Annotated in this window: 23 protein-coding genes and 2 pseudogenes; 13 read left to right on the forward strand and 12 right to left on the reverse strand. The window is 41.5% G+C overall.

The genetic code is table 11. The features are described from left to right. Positions 1-52 precede the first annotated feature (52 nt). The 6 genes and pseudogenes from istB to JEU79_RS09760 form a co-directional block, all read right to left on the reverse strand. Entirely contained in the window at positions 53-805 is a 753-nt protein-coding gene (gene istB, locus JEU79_RS09735) for an IS21-like element helper ATPase IstB (RefSeq protein ID WP_198265944.1), read from the reverse strand. A gap of 14 nt (positions 806-819) precedes the next feature. Then, positions 820-1,358: pseudogene (gene istA / locus JEU79_RS09740) on the reverse strand (IS21 family transposase); the annotation flags it as partial. Positions 1,359-1,626: 268 nt separating this feature from the next. Continuing rightward, positions 1,627-1,803, reverse strand: coding sequence for a hypothetical protein (locus JEU79_RS09745; RefSeq protein WP_198263961.1), 177 nt, complete (start codon positions 1,801-1,803; stop codon positions 1,627-1,629). A 19-nt stretch (positions 1,804-1,822) separates the two neighbouring features. Next, positions 1,823-2,194, reverse strand: coding sequence for a hypothetical protein (locus JEU79_RS09750; RefSeq protein WP_198263962.1), 372 nt, complete (start codon positions 2,192-2,194; stop codon positions 1,823-1,825). A gap of 207 nt (positions 2,195-2,401) precedes the next feature. Next, positions 2,402-3,631, reverse strand: a complete 1,230-nt coding sequence (locus JEU79_RS09755; protein WP_246540147.1) for an ISL3 family transposase — start codon at positions 3,629-3,631, stop codon at positions 2,402-2,404. 58 nt (positions 3,632-3,689) lie between these two features. After that, positions 3,690-4,055, reverse strand: coding sequence for a hypothetical protein (locus JEU79_RS09760; RefSeq protein WP_198263963.1), 366 nt, complete (start codon positions 4,053-4,055; stop codon positions 3,690-3,692). Positions 4,056-4,550: 495 nt separating this feature from the next. Between JEU79_RS09760 and JEU79_RS09765 the strand changes: the two are divergent. After that, positions 4,551-5,545 (forward strand): annotated as a pseudogene (locus tag JEU79_RS09765) (IS30 family transposase). A 12-nt stretch (positions 5,546-5,557) separates the two neighbouring features. Here the strand turns inward: JEU79_RS09765 and JEU79_RS09770 are convergent. The 5 genes from JEU79_RS09770 to JEU79_RS09790 form a co-directional block, all read right to left on the reverse strand. Further along, complete coding sequence (locus tag JEU79_RS09770; protein WP_198263964.1) at positions 5,558-6,862, reverse strand: SDR family oxidoreductase; 1,305 nt, start codon at positions 6,860-6,862, stop codon at positions 5,558-5,560. Positions 6,863-6,872: 10 nt separating this feature from the next. After that, positions 6,873-7,331 (reverse strand): DUF2269 family protein, encoded by a 459-nt coding sequence (locus JEU79_RS09775; RefSeq protein ID WP_198263965.1) that lies wholly within the window; start codon positions 7,329-7,331, stop codon positions 6,873-6,875. Positions 7,332-7,477: 146 nt separating this feature from the next. Beyond that, on the reverse strand, positions 7,478-8,491 hold the full coding sequence (locus JEU79_RS09780; protein ID WP_198263966.1) for an AraC family transcriptional regulator: 1,014 nt from the start codon (positions 8,489-8,491) through the stop codon (positions 7,478-7,480). 37 nt (positions 8,492-8,528) lie between these two features. Continuing rightward, entirely contained in the window at positions 8,529-11,513 is a 2,985-nt protein-coding gene (rapA, locus tag JEU79_RS09785; RefSeq protein ID WP_198263967.1) for an RNA polymerase-associated protein RapA, read from the reverse strand. 139 nt (positions 11,514-11,652) lie between these two features. After that, positions 11,653-12,426, reverse strand: coding sequence for a hypothetical protein (locus JEU79_RS09790; RefSeq protein ID WP_214660542.1), 774 nt, complete (start codon positions 12,424-12,426; stop codon positions 11,653-11,655). Positions 12,427-12,658: 232 nt separating this feature from the next. On the opposite strand from JEU79_RS09790, the gene JEU79_RS09795 reads away from it, so the two are divergent. From JEU79_RS09795 to JEU79_RS09845, 11 genes are all read left to right on the forward strand, one after another. Continuing rightward, positions 12,659-13,459: a hypothetical protein gene (locus JEU79_RS09795; protein ID WP_198263969.1), complete on the forward strand. Its 801-nt coding sequence runs from the start codon at positions 12,659-12,661 to the stop codon at positions 13,457-13,459. Positions 13,460-13,538: 79 nt separating this feature from the next. Next, positions 13,539-14,594, forward strand: a complete 1,056-nt coding sequence (locus tag JEU79_RS09800) for a 6-phosphofructokinase (RefSeq protein ID WP_198263970.1) — start codon at positions 13,539-13,541, stop codon at positions 14,592-14,594. 494 nt (positions 14,595-15,088) lie between these two features. Further along, positions 15,089-17,008 carry a threonine--tRNA ligase gene (gene thrS, locus JEU79_RS09805; RefSeq protein ID WP_198263971.1) on the forward strand — a complete coding sequence of 640 codons (1,920 nt, stop codon included), beginning with the start codon at positions 15,089-15,091 and terminating at the stop codon, positions 17,006-17,008. A gap of 181 nt (positions 17,009-17,189) precedes the next feature. Further along, the gene (gene infC, locus JEU79_RS09810; RefSeq protein WP_198265946.1) at positions 17,190-17,738 is read left to right on the forward strand and encodes a translation initiation factor IF-3; all 549 of its coding nucleotides are present in this window, start codon (positions 17,190-17,192) and stop codon (positions 17,736-17,738) included. Between the two features lie 130 nt (positions 17,739-17,868). Then, complete coding sequence (gene rpmI / locus JEU79_RS09815; RefSeq protein ID WP_198263972.1) at positions 17,869-18,066, forward strand: 50S ribosomal protein L35; 198 nt, start codon at positions 17,869-17,871, stop codon at positions 18,064-18,066. Between the two features lie 27 nt (positions 18,067-18,093). Then, positions 18,094-18,453, forward strand: coding sequence for a 50S ribosomal protein L20 (gene rplT / locus JEU79_RS09820; protein WP_198263973.1), 360 nt, complete (start codon positions 18,094-18,096; stop codon positions 18,451-18,453). 134 nt (positions 18,454-18,587) lie between these two features. Beyond that, positions 18,588-19,604, forward strand: coding sequence for a phenylalanine--tRNA ligase subunit alpha (pheS, locus tag JEU79_RS09825; RefSeq protein ID WP_198263974.1), 1,017 nt, complete (start codon positions 18,588-18,590; stop codon positions 19,602-19,604). Positions 19,605-19,684: 80 nt separating this feature from the next. Further along, a complete protein-coding gene (pheT, locus tag JEU79_RS09830; protein WP_198263975.1) occupies positions 19,685-22,186 on the forward strand; it encodes a phenylalanine--tRNA ligase subunit beta in 2,502 nt (833 codons plus the stop codon). A gap of 61 nt (positions 22,187-22,247) precedes the next feature. After that, the gene (gene ihfA / locus JEU79_RS09835) at positions 22,248-22,547 is read left to right on the forward strand and encodes an integration host factor subunit alpha (RefSeq protein WP_198263976.1); all 300 of its coding nucleotides are present in this window, start codon (positions 22,248-22,250) and stop codon (positions 22,545-22,547) included. Beyond that, positions 22,528-22,884 (forward strand): MerR family transcriptional regulator, encoded by a 357-nt coding sequence (locus JEU79_RS09840; protein ID WP_198263977.1) that lies wholly within the window; start codon positions 22,528-22,530, stop codon positions 22,882-22,884. The genes ihfA and JEU79_RS09840 overlap by 20 nt, the downstream gene beginning before the upstream one ends. A 192-nt stretch (positions 22,885-23,076) precedes the next feature. After that, complete coding sequence (locus tag JEU79_RS09845) at positions 23,077-23,409, forward strand: ribonuclease E inhibitor RraB (RefSeq protein ID WP_198263978.1); 333 nt, start codon at positions 23,077-23,079, stop codon at positions 23,407-23,409. A 45-nt stretch (positions 23,410-23,454) separates the two neighbouring features. Here JEU79_RS09845 and JEU79_RS09850 read toward each other — a convergent pair whose 3' ends face one another. Then, complete coding sequence (locus JEU79_RS09850) at positions 23,455-24,009, reverse strand: FKBP-type peptidyl-prolyl cis-trans isomerase (RefSeq protein ID WP_198263979.1); 555 nt, start codon at positions 24,007-24,009, stop codon at positions 23,455-23,457. Positions 24,010-24,295: 286 nt separating this feature from the next. On the opposite strand from JEU79_RS09850, the gene htpX reads away from it, so the two are divergent. Beyond that, positions 24,296-25,183: a protease HtpX gene (gene htpX / locus JEU79_RS09855; protein ID WP_198263980.1), complete on the forward strand. Its 888-nt coding sequence runs from the start codon at positions 24,296-24,298 to the stop codon at positions 25,181-25,183. Positions 25,184-25,219 lie beyond the last annotated feature (36 nt).

Here is a 25,219-nt window from a genome sequence, read left to right on the forward strand (position 1 = left end):
ACCTCAATGACTCCCAGATCAAGTCATGATCTGGGATTTGAATGACTTCCCTTTAACTTTCAATCTGATCTTTCATACGATAGCTTTTTCCTTCAATAACCACTGTCTGAGCATGATGCAGTAATCTATCCAGCAATGCTGAGGTCAATGTGCTGTCATTGTTAAAGATCTCTGGCCAGTCCTTAAAGGCACGATTGGTGGTGATCACCGTTGAGCCCACTTCATAACGACCAGAGATGATTTGAAACAGCATATCGGCTCCATTCTTATCAATGGGTAAGTAGCCCAGTTCATCTAAAATGAGGATTTCAGGTTTAATGTATTTGCGCATTTCCAGTTTCAAACGACCCGATTTCTGTGCCACAATGAGTGAGTTAATGGCATCCACCGTATTTGTAAACAAGACCCGTTTTCCATTGAGACAGGCATGATGACCTAAGGCGGTGGCCAGATGCGTTTTTCCTAAGCCAACGCCACCCAGTAAAATAATATTAGTGTGTTGCTTTAAAAACTGTAGCCGAAAGAGATCCTTGATCTGCAGTTGATTAATTTTCTTTGGCCAGTTCCAACTGAACTGCTGTAGTGTTTTCACAAATGGGAATCGAGCCGTTTTCACTTTACGTTCAATTGCTCTTTCCTGTCGCCTATTATTTTCCAACTCAATTAACTGAGTCAGGTAATTAACATGAGACCAACTGTCTTTATTAGCCTTTAAAGCCGTCTCTTCATAATGCTCGGCAATACCAGGCAACTTAAGGTATTTCAACTGTTCAAGTAGTCTTTCGACTTCTTTATCAGTGGGCATATCAAGCGTCATTTGTTTTCAACCCGACCTTTTTCATTGCCCTTACGAACGCCACAGGCTTTAATTCTAAAACCATAATGATGTGCAAAGTCTAAGTATTTAGGGTTAAAAACAATATCTTCTCCTGCAGGGCGAGAGAGGACACCCGTCTTCAAATTATCAATCATGACTTTTTCCGGCACGGCACCAAAGAACTCAAAAGCATGTTGATGACAGGCCAGAAAGTGTTCCATGCTTTGTGATAAAGTGAATTCTACGTACATCATTCTGGAATGGCATAACACCATCACAAAGAAGTTCAGCTTGCGAGTGGTTTCACCCACTTGAATGGTTTTGTACAGGCCCCAGTCAACCTGAGCAGCTTCACCTGGTGCAAAGGCTAAGGTTAAAAAGCGGGCTTTCGTTTGGGTCGAACCTGATGAACATAACGTTTGACCACAGAGTAGCTCCCGTCATAACCCTCCTCCTGTACTCGTTGAAAGAGCTGAGTCGCCGTATAAGCATGCTTTTCCAGCAAACTGACAATATCATCCTTATAGGGATCGAGTTTGCTGTCTGGAATGGCATAACACCATCACAAAGAAGTTCAGCTTGCGAGTGGTTTCACCCACTTGAATGGTTTTGTACAGGCCCCAGTCAACCTGAGCAGCTTCACCTGGTGCAAAGGCTAAGGTTAAAAAGCGGGCTTTCGTTTGGGTCGAACCTGATGAACATAACGTTTGACCACAGAGTAGCTCCCGTCATAACCCTCCTCCTGTACTCGTTGAAAGAGCTGAGTCGCCGTATAAGCATGCTTTTCCAGCAAACTGACAATATCATCCTTATAGGGATCGAGTTTGCTGTTTTGTGCTGCCGGTTTCCGTGGTCGATAATGTTTTTCCTGTAGCCAGCTCTCTACTGTGCGGTGATCTCAGATCCATCTTTTGTGCAATCTGACCTACGTTCAGCTTATCCTGTTGATACTGTTTTATACGGCACCAGGCTTCATAATCAATCATGATGGCCTCCAGCATTTAATTATTTGAGTATTTGTTTTATGTGGACAGGTGAAGATGAGGTTTGTCTAACGGGGTCAGATTTGGCTGATGGGGATAAAGATAGGACTTGATACAAAGGATGTTTATAAGTGATTAGTTTGGCCTGAATGAGTTCTGTTCGTGCCTGAGTGAACTTTAATGTCCCTATATTCAACTGTTTCATTAAGCTCGGTTGTGAGTAATAACTCAGCCCATTTTGATCGGCAACGGTAAGTAAAAATAAATAAAATGCCATTGATTCACAAGAGCAAGACTCAAAGTGGCCATCACGAACCAGGCGGTGATCGATCCAACTGAACTGAGAGGGGATTTGACGTAATTGCCCTGGATTGGGCATAGGATGCTCGGTCATTGTTTTCTCCATGTTTTAGGTGAGTGTTGAGTAAAAGAGCCTCGCCTAATTCTCGCAGTTTCAGACCACTCTCGACTATGTCATCTTGTAACGTACTACCGATAAGATGTGCAATTAATCCTATTAAAACAGTGGGTTGGGACTTTAAGATCTCTTGTAACGCATTGGCGTTAAGATCGGCTCTTCTCCGCTTTGATGAGTGAGGGTTTACCCAAAATAGAACATACTCTGCTCATCAGGAATGGAGGTTTGCCTGATTTTAAGTTTAAAATATTCGGTATCCCGAATCCCTCTGGCCCTTTTTCTTATTAAGCCAATACTGACATTGCCTGCTTCAATTCTAGCGGATGTCAGCTGATGTTTTGCATAGTTGCAAATACCATCTTTATTCTTTCTCATTGAGCGAGCAAATGTTTTTAAGTAGCTCATATTGCTTTGATCAGCCATGACACACCATTGCTCTAATTCATCTTTCATTTCAGTCACGTCATTGTTATTCCATAGTGCTTGTAACTGTTCTTTCATCAGATATAAAATATTTAAATTCTGATTTTCTGATAACAGGTTATTCAATCGGTCAGATTGTTTCTCAGTGAGCTTGTCTTCATTTTTTAGTAGCAAGTAATAGCATCCCTTGAGTAAATCTTTTCCAGGCTTGCTGGCTCGTCTGAATTCAATCCTACGTTGATTTTTTATCACGTTAGAGAAATTCTTCATGACATGAAATCGATCAAAAACAATATCTGCATTGGGCAATATTTCTCTCACTGATTTTTGATACGCGGGCCCCATGTCCATGGCCACCGCCTCTATTTTTTCAGTGGTTTCCTTCGGTATTCGTTTTAAAAACTTTGTAAATACATCTGAAGTTCGACCTGTTTCTACCCCGATTAAATGTCCTTCAACCATATCATAAATGACCGTCATATAATCATGGCCTTTTGCTCTGGCCACTTCATCAACACCGATATATTTTAAGTCCTTTAATTTTTCGGGCTCTAATGCAGGCAATGTTTTTTCAAGATAAGCTTTGTCAATATTCTTAACGGTTTCCCAACGTATATTGAGATGCCTGGAAACAGCCTGAATGCTGATATGACGACAAAGACCACTAATCATATGACAAAATCGTTGTGTAAAACGACAGCCTTTATCAACAAAGTCACATCGCTCTATTCGGCGTTCATTTTTACTGATACAAACCTGAGCTAACTCAATTTCCAGATAGCATGGATAGCCCATAAATGGCACATCACGTACTTGTCTTTTTATGTATCGATTTATCGTCCCTTGCTGACCGGTTAAGGGATCAATTACCTTCCTTCGCTTGTCTCTTTGACAGATTATATGAACTGTCTCATGGTGTTTATTTAACGTTATTTCATTGACTCTTTGGCCAGTCAGTCCCAAAATGGTGGGTGAGATGTTGATACTCATATTACCTATTGCTTATAAAACCTTCAGAAGCTTTATATTTCAACAGGTTTCTTGAATATTAGCATCTTTCTTCACTCATCAAAGCGGAGAAGAGCCTTAAGATCGTCTGTTTTCTCTTTTTTATATCAATCGCTTGCGTGATTAAGGTATCTTGTAACGGTAATGGGTTATCCAATGATTGTTGTACAATTTTCCAGTATTTTGGATTTTGGGAACGCCATTGCTGAACACGCTGGACATTGACAGTGCCACAGAAGTAGTTTTTATTTTGAGGTTTTTGCAGCCATTTTTTTTTTTGACTGGCGGCCTTACTGGCTTGTCGACACTCAGGTGCTGAGCAGAATTTCTGACGACCTTTAGAGCGGGGGTTGGGTTTGAAAAAAGTGTGGCAGTGCAAGCACTTGCAAGTTCCTGAACGTGGCATTGAGTATTTCCTCTACCTGAGATAGTTGAGGAAAAGCAAGAAAAAGTACAGCAAAGAAAAGAACGGAAGAAGACAGAAGAAAATCCAAGTAGAACAAAAGATTTTTTTTAAAAATTGGGAAGAAAAAGCAGAAGAAGAAATGACATTTTCAAATGGCCAAGATTAGGACACTTTCAGGAGACCCCTGACAGTCCATAATGCTTTTGCAGTTTGGGATTTAAAGATTTCCATTGTTCAGATAAGATATCTTAGATTCAACTCATAAGTGCAACACTATTTGGTTGTATTTGTGATATTTGCTGGTTTATCGCTGGCTCATGAAATTCCCGGGGTGGCCGAGCGTAGCGATGGCCACCCCGGGAATTTCATGAGCCAGCGACGTGCCTGACGGCGCTACTAAAAAAAAATCATCATAAGTACAGTAATGATTTGCTCGAAAAAATGGCCAATTGCTTGTAAAATCGGCCATTTTCTCCTGCAAGAGTAAAGTGACTTATGAGAACTTACAAGCAATTGACACAAGAACAAAGATACTACATTTCGACTGAGATTAAAAATGGCATTTCCCAGTCTAAAATTGCTCAGGCGATTGAGGTGAGTAAATCTACTATATGCCGTGAAATTAAACGCAACGCTGGTTTACGTGGCTATCGATTTAAGCAAGCTCAAGAAAAAGCCGTTAAGCGTCGCTACAATGCTTCTAAAGCAATTAAAATGACGGATGACATGATTGCCCTTATTGATGAAAAGCTTTCACAGCACCAGTGGAGTCCTGAACAGATATCAGGTTGGTTACTGAATGACAAAATGCTACTTCTTAGCCATGAACGTATTTATCAACACATATGGGATGATAAGAAGCAAGGTGGTGATTTACATCAGTATTTAAGGCGTCAGGGAAAGAAATACCAAAAGCGTGGTAGTAACGGTAAAAGCAGTCGAGGACAAATAATTAATCGAATTTCCATTGATGACCGTCCTAAGATTGTTGATGATAAACGTCGTGTTGGTGACTGGGAAATTGATACAGTGATCGGTAAAGGACACAGTGGTGCTCTGGTCACGATTGTAGAAAGAAAAACGCTTTACACATTAGTAGCAAGAGTGAATGGCAAACAGGCTGATTGGGTGACACAAGCAACAATACAATTGCTTAAACCCTTTAAAGACAGGCTTCATAGTATTACCGCAGACAATGGCAAAGAGTTTGCTTATCATGAGCAGGTAAGCAAAGCTCTTGATACAGCATTTTATTTTGCCCACCCTTATTCTTCATGGGAGCGAGGGTTAAATGAAAATACTAATGGACTGATTAGACAATATTTTCCTAAAGATACAGACTTTAAAGAAGTGACTGATAAAGAGGTTTACAACATGATGGAAAACTTAATAATAGACCTAGAAAGGCACTCGGCTTTCAAACACCATTCCAGGCAATGAAAAAATCATTTGCAAGAACTGGAATTTCCTGCGTTGCACTTCAGAGTTGAATCCGCGTATTTTTAAACATGATAGCTTTCCTCTTTTACTGTATTAGGCGTCTTTTTTATTTCTTCAAGCAGATATATTGCCAGCACTAATATTGCTAGATTTTTTACTATAGGTGCAAAGGGGTGTAACCAGAACATTGGGATTGTGATGGTCAAAATAATACTATAAATGAGCATCACAGTAATTTGTCCATAGAGACTCCATTGCATTAGGCGTGCATTCCATAAACCCAGCCATAACAATATACCCAGCACCATGTCAGCCAGAGCGGCTATAATGATGATGCTATCCCCCCAATTTCCTTTGATGCCCATGAGTAACATTAATTCACGGCTAAGCTCAATATTTATGATTGAACTCAGTCCAGAAATTATCCATATAATTCCTAGCACTAGACTATTGATATAAAATAATTTTTTTAATTGTATACGCTTGCTAAAGCAGGGGGTGGCTTTGTGTGCCAGCAATGATTCTGATGCGCTCTGGGGCAGAGAATTTTTTAGTGTACTTAATTTTTTATTTGAATAATCAGCCAGCATTGCGGTTCTGGATTGATTAAATGCACCAATGGATAATGTTGGAAAATAATAAAATAAGGTATTAATTAATTGGCGTGGTATGATAAAAAAATGACCCTTATTTAAGCCCATCCAATGGCGAAGTTTATTAAGTAGTTCCTCCATCGTTTCAGGTTTAGCAATTAATATTGCGGTTAAACTCTTTTCTGGCCAATGACCAATTTTTTGTTCTATGAACTCGGTTAATTGATAAATACTGATAAGAGGGATTTTTTCTTGTCGATCAAATACCAGTGGAATGATGTATAAGCTGGCAAGTAAGCTGAGTTGCTGTGTGGTTCTTCCTTGTTCGCCAAGCACAATACCGGGATATAAAACAATGTTGGGCAATTCATGTGAGAGTAAATATTGATCCGCATTGCGTTTGCTTTGTAAAAATTCGCTGACAGGGCTCTCTTGCTCTGCACCAATGGCAGAAATTTGAATGACTTTAATTTTACATTCTCTGCAAGCCTCGAAGAGTCGCTTGGGACCAAGATCATGGACTTGGGAAAAGCTATCTTTATTGGCTGGGTTCTGACTCACCTGCTGGTAAATCCCCACGGTGTTGATCACCAGATCGATATTCTGTAATTGCTGCAACCATACTGCTTGGCTTTGTTGGAAGCTAAATTGTTGCCAGTTTATGCCAGAGATTTTATGCCGACTACTGCCAATGAGATGGTGGCCTGATTGACGTAGAGCTTGATAGAGGTGTTGGCCAATAAAGCCACTTACACCAACGATTAATATATTCATTGTATTGCCCTTATAGGTTAAAAAATGGTTTATACACCATGAAGGCATAAAGAATAATGACGCTCGGAAATGCCATAATGCCTAATATCAGCCAAATTTTCATACGCAGTTTATACTGGGTATCGGGAGTTTTCAGTTGCAGGGCTCTATCTCGTAACCAAATTTGCAACCAGACCACAGGGAGCCAGCAAAGACCAACAAAAAGGTACAGTCCTAATACGGATAAACTCCAAGGGGAAGTCCATTCAATGCCTAAGGCATTTAATAAGTACAAGCCCGTGACTAATTGAATAATGACCGTGGGTGTCGTAAAGCAAAAATCTGCCAGTACAACAATACGGTTAGTTTCAGCCATAGCAATCATATTGCCACTTCGATAGGCCATAAACATGTAAAAGGCACTACCAAGGCCGGTGCCAAATAATAATGTTGCACTGATGATGTGAATTAATTTTATACTGAGGTACATGGGTTGACTCCTACACAGCTTCATAATTGAAATAATGTGAGTAGGATTAAAGCAAAATAGATGGGATAAGACTTTCTGATTGCCAAATCAGGAATATAAAAAAATAAGTTACTTTTATTTCAATGGCTTATGGTGTTGCACTATTATCATTTAGTATGTATTTGTCGTCGATACTGGCCTGGAGCAATGTGGTGAATCTCTTTAAAAGCAGAATAAAAGGCTGATTGTGAGCTAAATCCAACGCTCAATCCAATAGCTAGTACGGATACAGCGGGTTCATTTTTCAGTAATACTTCTGAGGCTTTAATGCGTTGTTGACGTAAATAGGCAGAAAAATTCATCGCTAGATGAATGTTGATTAATTCTGATAATTGATGAGGTTTAAGTGATAACATTTCGGCACAAGAGCTTAGTGATAGTTCGCTGTCCTGATAAGCCTGATCAATGGTCATTAGTTTTTCTAACTGAGATTTTTTTGTATCACAATCCACACTTACTAAGGTCGAAGTTTGATATTGTCGGCTGGCAATTTCTTCCAGTGAGCTCAATAGGTGTGGGTAATTAAGTTGAATGTGAATGGCTGCTGCAAGTAAAAATGCTAACATAATCGTTTGTACCGGTAGCAAAATATCAATAATCTGTGAGTTAAAAAGGCCTAATAAGACCACAGCAATTGTCCAAGATAAAAATAGGGCTGTGAACAAAAATTCCATTTTAAATAAGCTTCGTTTTGCTCGAAGTAAATATAAAGACCAGGCTAGACGGCTCATGTAAATGCCACCGAGTAAAAACATTAAGGCATAGAGTTGATTAAAATGTTCGGGAAATAATAGTACGACTAGCGAACCAGCGATGACGGGTAAAAAATGCCGGTATTCCTTTAGTGTCCACTCTTCACTACTTTGAATGATGTGCTGACTATAGAGATAGAATAAGGGACCAACTAAGCCTAAGGATAGTAAATAAACTAAAGCATTGATGCGATCAAAGGACAGATAATCACCGATATACAGCGCTTGCAATAATTGAATAATAATTAAAACACCGAGTAATATTTGGGCAAGTTTTTTTGCAGTTTGAGTTTCGGTGCGTTTTTGAAATAGAAGTAAAATTGAGGCGATAATGGAAAATCCTGCCATAGCAATTGATATCTGGTTCATCTAGTGACTTCCTATTCTTTTCTCAAGTAACATTATTTCAGGTGATGATAATTACCCGTAAAGCATCCAAACGTGGTTTGAGTGTGCTGAAAATGCTTTTTAGAGAGGTTAATTGTTGTTGGTAAAACTCAATTTCTTCCTGGCGGATATTGGGATTCACTTGTGCTAAAGCACTGAGTCGTTTAACTTCATCGAGCAAGGTTTGTTGGCTAGCTGTTTTTGCGCTAGCAATGAGTTCGGGGACTTGTTGCTGGCATTGTGCTTCGGCCTGAGTAATCATTTGTCTTAACTCAGGATCTTTGGCTTTAATGATTTGCTGGGCAATTTGTTTTTTGATTTTATCGGTCATAATGATGTCATCATGCTTGATTAAGTGAGCGATATTTTGACCACGTTCATCCAATAATATCCGTATGCTGCTCGATGGTAAATAGCGATCAGCCTGCAAGCTTTTATGTGCTGTTGTGGCTAAAATAAAGATACATTCTAAGATCATACTGCCCGGTGTTATATTAACCCTAAGCAGTTGACTGTCCAATGTAGTGATTGCCGTGTTACCCATCTCACTGCTATTGATCATATCCATTGCGGTTTTAACCATGGGGTGCTCCCAGGTGAAGAAATGAATGTCTTCGTTGGCGAGTGCTGTCGCGCGATCATAAGTGAGGGTCATGCCATCTTCAGGCAAACCGGGGAAAGGGTGTAACATGTGTTCGCCCGGGGCAATGATATAACAATGTTCACTGTGATCACTATGTTCGATACCTAAGGTGTCAAAGAGTGCTTCCATATAGAGGCGTAAAGCATCATTGTGATCAGCCTGCTCGGCCAAAGTGGTGAGTTGGTTTGCCTGTGGCTGGCGACAGGAGTTGTATTCTAATAGGCGATCACGACCATTATGTAATGACTCATTGAGTGCTTGATGTAAGGATTGGGTTTTTTCAATGATCGAGAGTTGCTCGCTAAAAATGTCTTCATTGAGACTGGCTGCAATCAAATCTGTTTTCAATTGTTGTTGTACTTGCTCAAATACATTATGTCCGGCAGGGCAGGTTTGTTCAAAGGCATTCAAACCTTCGTTAAACCAATGAAAGAGATTCTCCTGGGCGCTGTGTTCAAGATAAGGCACATGAATTTGAATATTTTGGCTTTGCCCAATACGATCCAGCCGTCCGATGCGTTGCTCTAATAAATCAGGATTAAGAGGCAGATCGAATAGTACCATCTTATGAGCAAATTGAAAGTTTCGACCTTCACTGCCGATTTCAGAACAAATAAGTACCGGACTACCATTTTCAGCATCAGCAAAAAATGCCGCAGCCTTATCTCTTTCGATAAGACTCATGCCCTCATGAAAAACGGCGGCATAGAGACCAAAGCGTTGTTTTAAAGTATTGGCAAGCGCAATCGCTGTGGTGGCATTGGCTGCAATGACTAGGGTTTTATTATCATATACTGGTAAATTATTGCTGAAGTTTTCCTGTTTGAGATCCAATAACCAATCACCTAACCATTGAACGCGTGGGTCGATGTGCGTCCAGTCGTCTGGTGTGGCAGATTCTTTGTCTTGTAATTGATAAAGCAATTCGGGAAAAAGTAATAAATTTGAAAAACTTTCCTCTATTGAGTCGGGAGCCTGTGCTACCATTTGTTGGCAAAATATTTGTAAACTTTGTTCATATTTTTTGGGCATCACTTGCGGATGAGCAATGACTTGTCGCTGAGGAAAGCCTTTTACTGTAGCACGGGTGTTACGAAACAAAACGCGTCCGGTGCCGTGTCTATCTAACATCTGTGTAATTGCAGCTTGTCGATGGGCATCGCTTTCTGCTTCATCCTGCGCTTTATTTTTATCTAAAACATCGCTAATGATAGCCTGAGAGTCGGAATCAAGGGTATTAAATAAGCTTGGGTCAATAGGCTCACCGGAGATTAAGGCCGACATGACTTGTGCAACGGGCTGATAACTTTCTTCTTCGGCAATAAATGATTGCAGATCAGGGAAACGATCAGGGTCAAGTAGGCGCAAGCGAGCAAAGTGGCTTGCAACACCGAGTTGTTCGGGCGTTGCAGTGAGCAATAATATGCCGCGAATTTTTTCTGCCAGTTGTTCAATGATCTGGTATTCGTGGCTGGATTTTTCCGGTGTCCATTGTAAATGATGGGCTTCATCGACAACAATTAAATCCCATTCACCTGCTAATGCATCGTTGAGTGAGGTTTCATTATTGGCCAAAAATTCTAAGCTACAAAGCACTAATTGCTCACTGAGAAAAGGATTGCTGACAGACTCATCTTCAGATTCATTTTGCATGGCCTGAATACGTTGTGTATCAAAAATGCTAAACATTAAGTTAAAACGGCGCAACATTTCCACCAGCCATTGATGCACGAGGCTTTCAGGCACGATGATCAACACTCTTTGTGCCCGTTCATTGAGCAATTGATGATGCAGAATCAATCCCGCTTCAATGGTTTTACCCAGGCCCACTTCATCGGCTAATAACACGCGAGGGGCATATCGATTGGCAACCTCATGAGCAATATATAATTGGTGAGCAATTAAACTTGTACGCACACCAGTGAGGCCGGATAATTGTGAATGAGCCAATTGGTTATTATGCTTTAAGGTTTGATAACGTAAATTAAACCAGTTGTTTTTATCTATTTGCCCAGTGAATAAACGCTCGGCAGGGCGGTTCAGTTGAATAAAGTGATCCAAGTCTGCTTCAGGCAAAGCCAATGCCTCACCCTGATCATTAATGCCGACATAGGTGATAAGACCGTTATCATTAGAAATTGACTGAATGTTGAGGCTGTCACCAGCAACTGATTTAACCTGTTCACCCTTATCATAAATAACCCGTGTAAGCGGCGCATTTTGTTTGGCATAAGTGCGGGTTTCATCGCTGGCTTTAAAGACAATGGTAACGGTTCGGTGTTCTGTTGCGACAATGGTACCAAGACCAAGTTGTAATTCTGCGTGGCTGATCCAACGCTGACCTGAGATAAATTCTTCCACAAAAAACCTTTCAAATAGTGACTAAAATAAGTGAGCTATTATAATGGAATTTTGCTGAAATTTCTTGTGAATTTAATGCTGAAAAGGTGGGCAGTGCCCGGCCTACATAAAGAGGTACTATGTAGGCTAGAGGGTGTGTTTAATCGCTATAGACGCGGATTAGACTCGGTACTTCTTTACTGGCTTTTTCTAGTTGGTCTTCAAGATCAACCGGATTTGGCACGCTGATGGAGGGGACATTCCAGCCGCCGGGCATTGTGCCAATATCATCCGGCGCCGCAATTAAATCGTCCCACATGATGGCCATGCCTTCTTTAGGATCGCCGGGTTGGAACCAGTCAGTTGGGTTTTGAGTTTTAAAAGGCATTTCTTTACGGTTCCAGAAGCTATCACGTGCGCCAAAGGGCCAGCTTTCCCAAGGTGCTGAATTGCCACCAAAAGGGCTACCACCGAAGGGGGTATTTTGTGATGGGCCATAAGGTCCACGATTATAGGGATTGCCATAAGGACCCTGTGCATAAGGATTGCCGTTATAGGGTCTGTTATAAGGATTATTGTTGTACGGATTACCACGATATGGGCCTTGGTTCGGCATGCCATAAGGGCGAGGTGCGCCATAATTAGGTGCCATATTAGGGTATCTATTTTGTGGCATTGGTCTTTGTTGTATCGCACCTTGTGCAGGGTAAGGCCTTGGGAATCTGGGCGCTTGATTGTTTGGCCTAGCCATTGGTTGCGCATTGGCAACAGGTCTGGTAACTTGGTTATGAGCTGGTGCTTGTTTTCTTTGTTGCAAAACATCTGCAGGAGGAAAACGGTATTGCTGTTGCTTGTTATTGCTGTCTTGACCGCGAATGATGACATTGCTTTCTTCAGCGCTGACGGATCCCCCAAGGATAGAACTAGCAATCACAAAAGAGGTGATAGCGATTATATTTGTTGTTTTATTTAGAAAGAGCATTAGGTTCTCCTGCGTCTGCTCATTTATAATGATTGACATAGTATAGTCTGATTTTGAAAATTCATCCATCATTAAATGCTAATATAGTAAAGTGTAGGGAAAATACCTAGTAATCTAGGTGGTTATTTTGTCGGGTAAGGGATTACACCGAATAGTTAAATAAATTGAATATAAGAGGTTTTTTGTGTTTTTTGATTTTTTAAAATCGACGCCTGTTCTTGATGAAGAATCAGTGCAATGGCAATTTGAGCTTTATGAATGGGCATTAATAAATTTTGATGCTGAAGTTTTTTTTTCGAAAACAGTTTTAGTTGAGCCATCGAATCAGTTTTTCCCGGGGCATGCTGATAATATTGACGAAATGGCACAATTAATCTTCAATAAAGTTAAACATTATGCCTCACTCTCACATTGGCCTTGTCGCCTGACCACAGAACAAAGTTGTGCCTTACCAAGCAAGCAGGTAAGAATTCCCGGTAGCTTGCGTGATGTGAGTGCTACAGAATCCATAAAGCTGGCTGAAGAAGAACAGCTACCTATATTGTATGATCCACGTCAGGTGCGTAATCCCGAAGCTATTATTGCCTCTTTTGCTCATACTCTCGCACACTATCTTGGCACAATGGCCAAGGATATGCCGCCCGGGGGCGAAGAAAACTGGCCTCAAGTGACAGAAGTGCTGGCCGTCTTTATGGGCTTTGGCTTAATGTTTGCCAATAGTGCTTTTGTCTATCGAAATGTCACCTGTGGCAGCTGTCAGCCAACAACAGTCAATCGCACCGCTTATTTATCTCAATATGATATTACTTATTCCTTAGCTATTTTTTGTGTGCTTAAAGATATTCCGGCTAAAGATGCTCTGAAAAATATCAAAAAAACACTCCGCTCATACTTTAAAAAAGCCTATAAAGATGTCAAAAAAAGGCCGGCAGAACTTGCAAGATTAACGGCTTTAAGACAGGATAAGTCTATAGCTTCTACATAAAAGATGCATAAGCTGGCAAATATATTTTTCTAATCTCAAAATAACTTCTAATCACCAAAAAAGAGTGAAAGATAAAACTATGACGAACGGTTCAAAATCAATTGGTATTTTAACGGCAGGTGGCGATTGTCAGGGCTTGAATGCAGCCATTCGCGGGGTGGCGAAAACGGCAATTAATCAATATGGTATGCAAGTCATTGGTTTTCTTGATGGTTTTAGAGGCTTGGCAGAAAATCGTTATGAACGTCTGGATGGTGAAAAATTATCCGGTATCTTAACGCTGGGTGGGACTATTTTAGGTACCAGTCGTGATAAGCCTCATAAAATAGCCATTGGTGATAAATTCATTGATGCTATTTCTCAGGCGGAAGAAAATTATCATAAGTTGCATTTAGATGCCTTAGTTTGTATCGGTGGTGGTGGCACCCAGAAAAATGCCCTGCGCTTGCTGAAAAAAACTGATATGAACATTATCACCCTGCCAAAAACCATTGATAATGATGTTTGGGGAACGGATCTTTGTTTTGGTTATGATACTGCTGTTGAAATTGCTACAGAAGCCATTGACCGCCTGCATTCAACTGCCTCAAGTCATCACCGTGTCATGGTCGTGGAAATTATGGGGCACAATACAGGCTGGTTAACGGCAGCATCGGGATTAGCCGGTGGAGCTGATGTCGTGGTGATTCCAGAAATCCCCTATGATATTGAGGTCATAAAAAATGCCCTTATTGAGCGCAATCGAAAAGGTAAACGTTTTTCAATTGTTGCCGTGGCAGAGGGCGCTCGCCCCAAAGATGAAAATGAAATCCCCAATGATTTTGAAGACAGTACTGCCGTACATTTAACTCATAGGCTAGCTGAATTGACGGGTTTGGAAACTCGTTTAACCAGTTTAGGTCATGTGATGAGAGGCGGTAGCCCAACGGCGGCGGATAGAATTCTGGCAACCAAATTAGGCACTAAGGCGGCTCAATTGATTGCCGAAGGACAGTCAGGTGTTATGGTTGCAGAGCGGGCAGGTTATGCGGTTCCAGTTCCTTTAGAAGAAATAGCGGGGAATCGCCGCATTATCGAAGACGATCATCCCTTACTAGAGAGTCTAAGGAATTTAGGTATTTGTTTAGGTGTTTAGTGCAACGTCTTCTATCGCTTGAGCTTAAAGCTATAAGATTATTGGGGCATGAGATTCTTATAGCCAAAATTCATTTTTTTCATTTTTTTTCTTTTGGCTAGAATAAACATGCGATATTGGCGCACAGCAAAATCTTCCTGATTTCCGTTGAGCGCCATCATTTTGTCTATTTCGAGTTCTAATTGTATTATTTCATGCAGTAGTCTATCTGACCTCTGCTCCGTGCTATCCATGTCTCACCCGTGAGTCTAATTTGTATCCATCCGATTCAAGATTGTGTGGGCTACCAGTATAATTACTCATTCATCAGATAAATGTAGGAATATTCTTAAATTTGTGTAGGACTTGCAATTTTTTTGCTTGAATCGACTGTTTTGACTGCTAGTGCATTAGAATTGAGTAAATTAACCATTATGGGGACTTTAAGCCAGTAATTTAGTAGGTTATAATAATCGGATTTTTCACTCATTTTAAAACTTATTGGTTCAAATATAATGCCTGTAGTCACTTTACCTGACGGTTCTTCTCGACAATTTGATTCTGCTGTTACTATTTATGATGTGGCAGCTGATATTGGTCCCGGTTTAGCCAAAGCGGCTTTAGCGGGAAAAATCAACGGTGAATTAGTTGATACCTCTTATCTCATTGATGAAGACGTAGAGTTAGCGATTGTGACCGAACGGGATGCCGAAGGCCTAGAAGTTATCCGCCATTCGACTGCTCACTTGCTGGCTCAGGCCGTTAAAACGTTGTTTCCTAAAGCACAAGTGACTATCGGGCCAATCATCGAAGATGGTTTTTACTATGACTTTTCCTATGAAGAAAGCTTTACTCCGGAAGATCTACTGGCAATAGAGAAAAAAATGGCAGAGTTGGTTAAGGCCAATCATCAAATTTCTCGTTCTGTGAAAACCCGTGATGAAGCGGTGAAATTCTTCCGTGATATGGGCGAAGAGTATAAAGCCGAAATCATCGAAAGTATTCCAGCCAATGAAGAACTATCGCTTTACCAACAGGGTGATTTTATTGATTTATGCCGAGGCCCTCATGTACCGTCTACCGGAAAAATCAAAGCCTTCAAACTAATGAAGCTGGCAGGTGCATACTGGCGTGGTGATTCAAACAAAGAAATGCTGCAACGTATTTATGGTACGGCATGGACCAATAAGAAAGATCTGAAGGCCTATCTACATCGTTTAGCAGAAGCAGAAAAACGTGATCACCGTAAATTAGGCAAAAAATTAAATTTATTCCACATGCAAGAAGAAGCGCCGGGTATGGTTTTCTGGCACGAAAAAGGCTGGATCATCTATCAGGAAGTGGAACAATATATTCGCAATGTGTTAGTGAAACACAATTATCAGGAAGTGCGTACCCCTCAAGTGGTGGATCGCAGCCTATGGGAAAAATCCGGCCACTGGGATAAATTCAGTGAGATGATGTTTACCACATCATCAGAAAATCGTGACTATGCAATCAAGCCAATGAACTGCCCCTGTCATATTCAAATTTTTAATACCGGACTAAAGTCCTATCGTGATTTGCCCTTACGTATGGCGGAATTTGGATCGTGCCATCGTAATGAGCCATCGGGTACCTTGCATGGCTTGATGCGGGTGAGAAACTTTGTCCAGGATGATGCACATATTTTCTGTACCGAAGATCAAATTCAGAGTGAGATTTCTGCCTTTATTGATTTATTGTTTGCTGTTTATAAAGACTTTGGTTTTACCGAAGTCATAGTTAAACTGTCAACACGTCCAGAAGAGCGCGTGGGTGCCGATGAAGTCTGGGATAAAGCAGAAGCGGCTTTAGAAGCATCGCTCAATAGCAAAAATCTGGATTGGGAACTACAACCGGGTGAAGGGGCATTTTATGGCCCTAAGATTGAATTCTCATTAAAAGACTGTTTAGGTCGAGTCTGGCAATGTGGCACAGCACAGGTTGATTTCTCCATGCCGGGGCGTTTAGATGCGCACTTTATTGATGAGCAAGGTGAAAAAGTCGTGCCGGTGATGATTCACCGTGCCATATTAGGTTCGCTCGAGCGTTTCATTGGCATTCTGATAGAAGAACATGCGGGCAAAATGCCCTTATGGTTATCGCCGGTTCAGGCTGTAGTGATGGGTATTACCGACAAGCAAGCCGATTATGTCACTGCCTTCGTACAAAAACTCAAAGACGCTGGTCTGAGAGCTAATGCAGACTTACGCAATGAAAAAATTGGCTTTAAGATCCGTGAGCATACATTAGCACGTGCACCGTATATTCTGGTCGCAGGCGACAGAGAAATAGAGCAGGATGCGATTGCCGTACGGACGATGGCGGGTGAAGATCTGGGGACGATGAGCAGTGATGAACTGATTGCCAGAATGAAAGCCGAAATTAAAAACTATGGTATTGAAGACAAATAATTTATCTAACAGTGATAAATAACGCTTTATTAAAAATTAATGTGGCTTTTCACAATAAAGTCTAATAAAATATCGCGTTCAGTGAATTACAGTTATTATTGCTCAAAAAATAAGCAATAAACGATTGAAGTAAAAATTAAGCAGTACAAATTACAGTGGTCAAATTCAGGAGAAATAACCCATCGCAGCCCCAAGAAGACAGTTTGATAAATCCAAATCAAACAAAACCCGTATAAACGACGATATTATAGCTAAAGAACTTCGAGTCATTGGCGCAGACGGGGAGCAAGCAGGGATTATGGGCCTTGCCGATGCCAAGCGATTGGCCGCTGATAGTGAAATGGACCTAGTGGAGATTGCGCCAACGGCCAATCCTCCTGTGTGTCGGGTCATGGATCACGGTAAATTTATTTTTGAGCAAAAGAAGAAAAAGGCTCAGGAAAAGAAAAAACAGAAACAAACCCAGGTCAAAGAGGTTAAGCTCCGACCCGGAACTGAAGAAGGCGATTATCAGGTCAAATTACGCAACCTGACACGCTTTCTTGAAAACGGTGATAAAACCAAAGTCACTATTCGTTTTCGTGGTCGAGAAATGGCTCATCGTGAGCTAGGAATGGACGTACTGAATCGAGTAGCTAAAGATCTTGAAGAACTGGCCAATGTTGAACAACGTGCCAAGCTTGAAGGTCGTCAGATGACGATGGTGTTAGCGCCAAAAAGCAAGAAGTAGCAACCACTCACTAAGAGACCTACCTCAGGCCATCTTTCTGAGTCATTAAGTGTTGTTGTTTTACTAAACATAATAGGCAAAATAATTTTTCTATTATGAATCAATGCGTAGTTGTATATAGAGGTGTATTATGCCAAAAATGAAATCTAAACGTGGCGCTTCAAAGCGTTTTCGCGTAACTGGTTCTGGCCGTATTAAACGCGGCAATGCCAACCGTAGTCACATCCTGACTAAAATGACCACCAAGCGTAAGCGTCATTTACGTGGCCCTGACTCTGTTGATGCGTCAGATGCTCCAGCAATTAAACGTATGTTACGTTTAGTTTAACTCTTTAAATAGGAAGGAGCAGATAAAATGGCAAGAGTAAAACGTGGTGTTCAGGCACATGCTAAACACAAGAAAATTATTAAACTGGCGAAAGGTTATTCCGGTCGTCGTAAAAATGTCTTCCGTGCAGCGGTACAAGCTGTTACTAAGGCCGGTCAATATCAGTATCGTGACCGTCGTCAACGCAAGCGTCAATTCCGTCAGTTATGGATTGCACGTATCAATGCGGGCGCACGTGAAAACGGTTTGAGCTATAGCCGTATGATCAATGGCCTGAAAAAAGCTAATATCGAAATCGACCGTAAAGTCCTTTCTGATATGGCAATTGCTGATAAAGGTGCATTTGCTGCGATTGCTGAACAAGCAAAAGCTGCACTTTCTGCATAGTCTATCGTTCAGAGTTGTAAAACTTTGTACATGACAAAAAAGGGGGAAGGCGAAAGTCTTCCCCCTTTTTATTGATTGGCAATAGAGTAAAAGATTAATCGTAAAGAATCAGCGAAATAAATAGAGGCTACACGGTGGAAAACCTGGACAAACTAGTTGCAGAAGCACAACAAGCGATTGAAGTTGCAGATAAAATTGATGCTTTGGAACAAATTCGAGTTAATTACCTAGGTAAAAAAGGTGAAATAACGTCGCTAATGAAAGGCTTGGGCAAGTTGTCTGCGGAAGAGCGCCCTAAGGCTGGTCAAGTGATTAATAAAGCCAAACAAGCAGTACAGGCCTTAATTTCGGATAAGAAAACAAACTTACAAGAAGCGGCTTTGGCGGAACAATTGCGTTCTGAAACCATTGATGTGACTTTACCCGGACGTGGTGAACAGATTGGTGGCCTGCATCCGATTAGTCGTACTTTGCAGCGCATCGAATCTTTATTTGCTGAAATGGGCTTTGAAGTGAAGACCGGGCCGGAAATTGAAGATGACTATCATAATTTTGAAGCACTCAACATTCCTGAGTCTCACCCAGCACGTGCCATGCATGACACCTTTTATTTTGATCCGCATACGGTGCTAAGAACCCATACTTCGCCGGTGCAAATTCGCACCATGGAAAATCAGGCACCCCCTTTGCGAGTGATCGCGCCCGGTCGTGTTTATCGCTGTGATTCCGATGTCACCCATACGCCAATGTTTCACCAGGTTGAAGGCCTAATGGTAGACGAAGAGGTCAGTTTTACCGATCTTAAAGGTATTTTGGATGATTTTCTTAAACAATTCTTTGAAAAAGACCTCAAAGTGCGTTTCAGACCTTCCTATTTTCCGTTTACTGAACCCTCGGCAGAAGCGGATATCGAATGTGTCATGTGCGGTGGCAAAGGCTGTCGTGTCTGTAGTCATACCGGTTGGTTAGAAGTCTTAGGCTGTGGCATGGTACATCCTGAAGTGTTCCGTCATGCTGGTATTGATAGTGAAAAATACCGTGGCTTTGCCTTTGGCATGGGCGTTGAACGTCTGAGCATGCTCCGCTATGGGGTCAATGACCTGCGTCTTTTCTTTGAAAATGACCTGCGGTTTTTACGCCAGTTTGCGTAGCTTGAAAGCTCCTTACAATAAGAGCGCTTCCCCCCTTAATCAGCATAAGATAAGTACCAGAAGTCCAGGAAATAAAAAATATGAAATTCAGTGAACAATGGCTAAGAGAATGGGTTAATCCAGACCTGAGCACTAGCGTATTGGGACATCAGCTCACCATGGCCGGCCTAGAAGTCGATGCCATTGAACCCGTCGCACCAGAGCATACTGGTGTTGTTATCGGTAAAATCCTCAGTGCAGAAAAGCATCCTGATGCCGATAAACTGCAAGTATGTCTTGTGGATGTCGGTGAACTCTCCGAACAACCCTTGCAAATTGTTTGTGGTGCTAAAAATGCCCGTCCCGGTTTGATTGTTGCCTGTGCAATGATCAAAGCCGTCTTGCCGGGCAATTTTAAAATCAAAAAATCCAAATTACGTGGCGTTGTATCCATGGGGATGCTCTGCTCAGAAAAAGAAATCGGCCTGGCTGATAATGCTGAAGGCATTATGGAATTACCTCTAGATGCACCGATAGGGACGACCATTAATGACTATTTGCAACTCAATGATGTCAGTATCGAATTAGGCTTGACGCCCAATCGCGGTGATTGTTTCTCAATTGCGGGCATTGCCCGGGAAACTGGCGTCATGACACGCAATGATGTGACTCCGGTCAGCATTACAGAACAAACGGTCACTATTGATGACACCATGGACATTAATGTTGATGCTCAGGAAGCTTGTCCACGTTACGTGGGTCGTATCATCAAAAACGTCAACATCAAGGCTGAAACGCCTATGTGGATGCAGGAAAAATTACGTCGTTGTGGCAACCGCTCTATCAGCCCCTTAGTTGATATCACCAATTTTGTGATGATTGAGCTAGGTCAGCCCATGCATGCCTTCGATCTGGATAAGATTCAGGGAAAAATTAATGTCCGTATGGCACAACAGGATGAGAAACTGAGTTTGTTAGATGGTCAGGAGATCAGCTTAAACAGTGATAACCTGGTCATTGCTGATGACAATCAGGCCTTGGCCTTGGCAGGTATTATGGGTGGCGAAAGCTCAGCCGTGGGTGATAACACCCAACATATCTTATTAGAAAGTGCCTTCTTTAATCCAGAAAAGATTATCGGTAAAGCCCGTGCACACGGCCTGCATACTGACTCATCCCATCGTTTTGAACGGGGCGTGTCGCCTGAGTTGCAAGTTCAGGCCATTGAACGTGCCACCGAGTTGATTTTGCAAATTGCCGGTGGCGAAGTTGGGCCGATTGCCGAACAGCGTTTTGCTGCTCATATTCCACAAGCCAAAGCCGTTTTCTTGCGTAAAGAAAAAATTCTTAAGGTGCTTGGCGTTGAGATAGATGATAAAACTGTGAAGGATGTCCTGCAGCGTTTAGAAATGGACGTGGTAGACTGTGATGATGGTTGGCAAGTAACGGCCCCGGCATTTCGTTTTGATATCGAATATGATGTTGATTTAATAGAAGAAATAGGGCGTATTTATGGCTATGATAATTTGCCATTTACCTTGCCTCATGGCTCGATTGAAATGTCTGCCTGCCCTGAAGACACCATTAATGAACTGAAAGTGAAGCAATTGATGGTTGATCTGGGTTATCAGGAAGCCATTTGTTATAGCTTTGTTGAACCCAAGGCACAGAATTTAATTACCCCGGATAATCCCGGTATTAAGCTGACCAATCCAATTTCTGAAGAACTGTCAGTGATGCGCACCAGCTTATGGACAGGTTTAATTGGCGCTTTAGTGTACAATCAAAATCGCCAGCAGAATCGCATTCGGATGTTTGAAGTGGGCTCGCGTTTTGTGCCTGGTGCAGATTCTGCTTCTAATTCTAATGAGGCGAGTACTGATGCTAATAATGCTTCGAGTAAAGATGGCCTTTTACAAGAGGTGATGATTGCTGGTATTATCAACGGTACAGCTTTTCCGGAGCAATGGGGTGAGAAAGCCCGAGCAGTTGATTTCTTTGATCTAAAGGCCGATGTTGAGGCACTTTTGAGTTTGGGCGGTGATTTAGCAAGTTATCACTTTGCAGCGGAACAAAATCCAGCACTGCATCCTGGACAATCAGCAAGAATTTATAAAGATAATCATCCAGTTGGCTGGATGGGTACCTTGCATCCCAATGTTGCCAAGGCAATGGATGTAAAGAGCACAAGTATACTTTTTGAACTGGAATTTGCGGCTATTTCGGGCGCAAAAGTACCTAATTTCAAAATTATGTCGAAATTTCCTGCAATTCGCAGAGATATTGCTATTATTGTAGATGACGAAACGAATTCATCTGCTATAATTAATACTATTCGACAGACAGCAAAGACGACTTTGGCTCAAAATAAGGCTGCTGAACAGGAAACTGGTCAAAATAGCAGTGAAAGTGAGAGCAATGTAAGGGTGGAACTGTTTGACGTCTATGTTGGTGACGGTGTTGATGCGGGTAAAAAGAGCCTGGCGGTTAGCCTGAGCTTGCAAGAACAATCTCGGACATTAAAAGATGACGAAATTGATACTCTGATTCAAGCAGTACTGAGTGACCTTGAGCAACAACACGGAGCTAAACTAAGAGATTAACTCTTAAAATCCAGTGATTCTTTAAGTATCACTGGAAATAGTTAAGAAAAAAGAGAAAAAGATGGCGCTAACCAAAGCCGATATGGCAGAACGATTATTTGATGAATTAGGTCTAAACAAACGCGAAGCAAAAGAGTTTGTTGAAGCTTTTTATGAAGAGTTGCGAATTGCTCTTGAAACAGGTGGACAGATAAAACTATCTGGATTTGGGAATTTTGATATCAGGGATAAAAGCGAGCGCCCTGGTCGCAACCCTAAAACCGGCGAAGAGATCCCTATCTCTGCACGTCGGGTGGTTACATTTAAACCAGGACAAAAACTAAAGGCTCGGGTAGAAGCATATGCTGGAAGCGTCGAATAATAATGAACTTCCCGTTATACCGGGGAAGCGCTATTTTACCATTGGAGAGGTCAGTGAACTCTGTGACGTAAAACCTCACGTACTTCGCTATTGGGAACAGGAATTTCCCAAACTAAAGCCGGTCAAACGCCGTGGTAATCGTCGTTATTACCAGCGCCAAGACGTTATTATGATCCGTCAAATTCGTAGTTTACTCTATGAACACGGTTATACCATTGGTGGTGCGAGACAAAAACTCGAAGGTGAAGAATCCAAAGAAGATGTCACCCGTAGTCATCAGATCATTTCTCAATTAAGAACTGAACTGGAAGAAGTGTTGGATATCTTAAAAGCCTGATATGACATTGCAACAAACATAAAAAGCAACAAACATAAAAAAACCGACTCATGAGTCGGTTTTTTTATGCCTAATAGAACAGTAGGAAGTAGGATGCTGCTGAGGAACGAAGCGCATCACAAATAATACAAACTGAACAATCCCATTAATTATTATCCGGGACTCAGGTTATTTACAGAATTCAGGTTAATTATGATTAACAAAGATGAACTAGAGCAACTCTTCAAAAAAATGCGCAAGGCAGGCTGGAATATGGAGCAAGCACTGTCATGGGGCTATTTTTTTAAACACCAAAGCAAAGAACCCTTGCAACAACTTGCCAATGAGTTTCAGCAACAGGGGTATGACATATTAGAGATCAATCAGTCCTATCCCGATAATATGTATTGGCTACAACTGGAAAAGATCGAGCAACACAGCATTGACAGCCTGCATGCTAGAAATCAACAATTGCATGAACTTGCTCAGCAATACCACATCCATGCCTATGATGGTATGGATGTTTCGCCGATTGATATTGAGTGATGCTTTTTAGAAACAGTATTTAGCAATAGACTTTAGCGACAGGGGTTAGTGACAGCAACCACCATCCTTCTTATCTGATTCACCGCCACCACAGCAACCACTGCCTTCTTCATGATGATGATGATGATGGTGCTGGTTTTCAGCCGCAACACCCATGGTCAGTTCGTCTTCACTGGCATCACGGATATCCTTAATCGTCACAGAGAAGCTGACATCTTTGCCGGCCATAGGGTGATTATGATCCATTATCACCTTGTCGTCAGTGATTTCTTTGACAACCACCATCACTGGTTCGCCACCATCTCCCTGACCTTGTAATACCAGCCCTTCATGTAGATCTAAATGAGCCAGATGCTCTTTAGGCACGGTTTGCACTGCTTCAGGATCATAGGCGCCATAAGCTTCGGCAGAAGGGATGTCTAAATCAGCAGAGTCACCCACATTCATATCAGCGATACGGCTTTCCAAGCCTGGCATCATTTGCCCACGACCATACATGAAAAAAAGTGGCTCTGCTGCATCCATATTATTATCAATGGTTTCATCTTCAACGCTTGCGCTGTATTGAATTGCAACAATTTGATCTTGTTTAATCGCCATGGGGATTTTCTACCTTTGTAATGTGAGACGCTACTGATTAATATAAAAAGATACTTATATCTTATTTTTTTGCTGGGTGCAATTGTCGTGCGGTATTTAATCCACGGTTTTTATTGTATGAAATAGGATGAATGTTCGAAAAATACGAACTAAGTGTTGTAGATATTCGAATTATATTGTTGTTATGTTTACGCTATCATCCCATTGAATTCTTACCGCATTGGCTTCATTAAGTAAGTAAGCAGTTATTATTTTATCATTATTTATTGTTTAAACAGGTAACAAAATGAAACGCATTCTATTATTTATCGCCACGAATATCGCTATTATGTTTGTGTTGAGTATCACCCTGAGGATTTTGGGTGTTGATAGCATACTCGCGGCTAATGGCTCCGATCTTAATATACAAGCACTGGTTATTCTTTCTGGTGTGATTGGCTTTGGTGGCTCGTTCATTTCTTTGCTAATTTCCAAATGGATGGCAAAACGCATGACCGGTGCGGTGGTTATCACTCAACCAGCCAATAATATGGAACAATGGTTAGTCGATATTGTCGAAAAACAGGCCAAAATTGTCGGCATAAAAATGCCTGAAGTGGCTATTTTTCCATCGCCCGCAATGAATGCCTTTGCCACCGGCGCGAGCAAAAACAATGCCCTAATGGCTGTTTCCCAAGGTTTATTGGATTCAATGAGCCAAGGCGAAATTGAAGCCGTTGTCGGGCATGAAATGAGTCATATTGCCAATGGTGATATGGTGACTTTAGCTTTAATACAAGGTGTGGTGAATACCTTTGTGGTATTTTTGTCGCGTATAGTGGGTCATGTGGTTGATCGTGTTATTTTGAAAAATGAGCAGGGACATGGTATCGGTTATTTTATAACCGTCATGATTGCCCAGGTGGTATTATCAATTCTGGCATCCACTATCGTGATGTATTTTTCCAGAAAACGAGAGTTTATTGCTGATACCGGCGGTGCAGATTTAGCCGGTCATCAAAATATGATTAATGCTCTGAAACGTCTGGGACAAGTAGAGCCGGAAGCCTTACCAGAACAAATGGCAGCCTTCGGCATTAATGACAAAGGTGGGTTTATGGCGCTCTTTTCATCCCATCCACCGATTGAAGCAAGAATTGCGGCACTTGAAGCACGTGCCCTACAAGGTGCTTAATGTGCTACTCTCTAATGTATGTTTTGGTTAAAAAAA

The organism is sulfur-oxidizing endosymbiont of Gigantopelta aegis, from assembly GCF_016097415.1.
In the GTDB taxonomy this organism is placed as follows: domain Bacteria; phylum Pseudomonadota; class Gammaproteobacteria; order GRL18; family GRL18; genus GRL18.

Excerpts from the sequence above, each read along its gene's own strand:
- JEU79_RS09845 (WP_198263978.1), top strand. The coding sequence starts at position 23,077 with ATGATTAACAAAGATGAACTAGAGCAACTCTTCAAAAAAATGCGCAAG.
- JEU79_RS09850 (WP_198263979.1), bottom strand. The coding sequence starts at position 24,009 with ATGGCGATTAAACAAGATCAAATTGTTGCAATTCAATACAGCGCAAGC.
- thrS (WP_198263971.1), top strand. The coding sequence starts at position 15,089 with ATGCCTGTAGTCACTTTACCTGACGGTTCTTCTCGACAATTTGATTCT.
- JEU79_RS09770 (WP_198263964.1), bottom strand. The coding sequence starts at position 6,862 with ATGAATATATTAATCGTTGGTGTAAGTGGCTTTATTGGCCAACACCTC.
- JEU79_RS09745 (WP_198263961.1), bottom strand. The coding sequence starts at position 1,803 with ATGATTGATTATGAAGCCTGGTGCCGTATAAAACAGTATCAACAGGAT.
- istB (WP_198265944.1), bottom strand. The coding sequence starts at position 805 with ATGCCCACTGATAAAGAAGTCGAAAGACTACTTGAACAGTTGAAATAC.
- rplT (WP_198263973.1), top strand. The coding sequence starts at position 18,094 with ATGGCAAGAGTAAAACGTGGTGTTCAGGCACATGCTAAACACAAGAAA.
- JEU79_RS09755 (WP_246540147.1), bottom strand. The coding sequence starts at position 3,631 with ATGAGTATCAACATCTCACCCACCATTTTGGGACTGACTGGCCAAAGA.
- JEU79_RS09840 (WP_198263977.1), top strand. The coding sequence starts at position 22,528 with ATGCTGGAAGCGTCGAATAATAATGAACTTCCCGTTATACCGGGGAAG.
- JEU79_RS09780 (WP_198263966.1), bottom strand. The coding sequence starts at position 8,491 with ATGAACCAGATATCAATTGCTATGGCAGGATTTTCCATTATCGCCTCA.
- JEU79_RS09800 (WP_198263970.1), top strand. The coding sequence starts at position 13,539 with ATGACGAACGGTTCAAAATCAATTGGTATTTTAACGGCAGGTGGCGAT.
- JEU79_RS09760 (WP_198263963.1), bottom strand. The coding sequence starts at position 4,055 with ATGCCACGTTCAGGAACTTGCAAGTGCTTGCACTGCCACACTTTTTTC.
- JEU79_RS09775 (WP_198263965.1), bottom strand. The coding sequence starts at position 7,331 with ATGTACCTCAGTATAAAATTAATTCACATCATCAGTGCAACATTATTA.
- htpX (WP_198263980.1), top strand. The coding sequence starts at position 24,296 with ATGAAACGCATTCTATTATTTATCGCCACGAATATCGCTATTATGTTT.
- pheT (WP_198263975.1), top strand. The coding sequence starts at position 19,685 with ATGAAATTCAGTGAACAATGGCTAAGAGAATGGGTTAATCCAGACCTG.
- rpmI (WP_198263972.1), top strand. The coding sequence starts at position 17,869 with ATGCCAAAAATGAAATCTAAACGTGGCGCTTCAAAGCGTTTTCGCGTA.
- JEU79_RS09750 (WP_198263962.1), bottom strand. The coding sequence starts at position 2,194 with ATGACCGAGCATCCTATGCCCAATCCAGGGCAATTACGTCAAATCCCC.
- ihfA (WP_198263976.1), top strand. The coding sequence starts at position 22,248 with ATGGCGCTAACCAAAGCCGATATGGCAGAACGATTATTTGATGAATTA.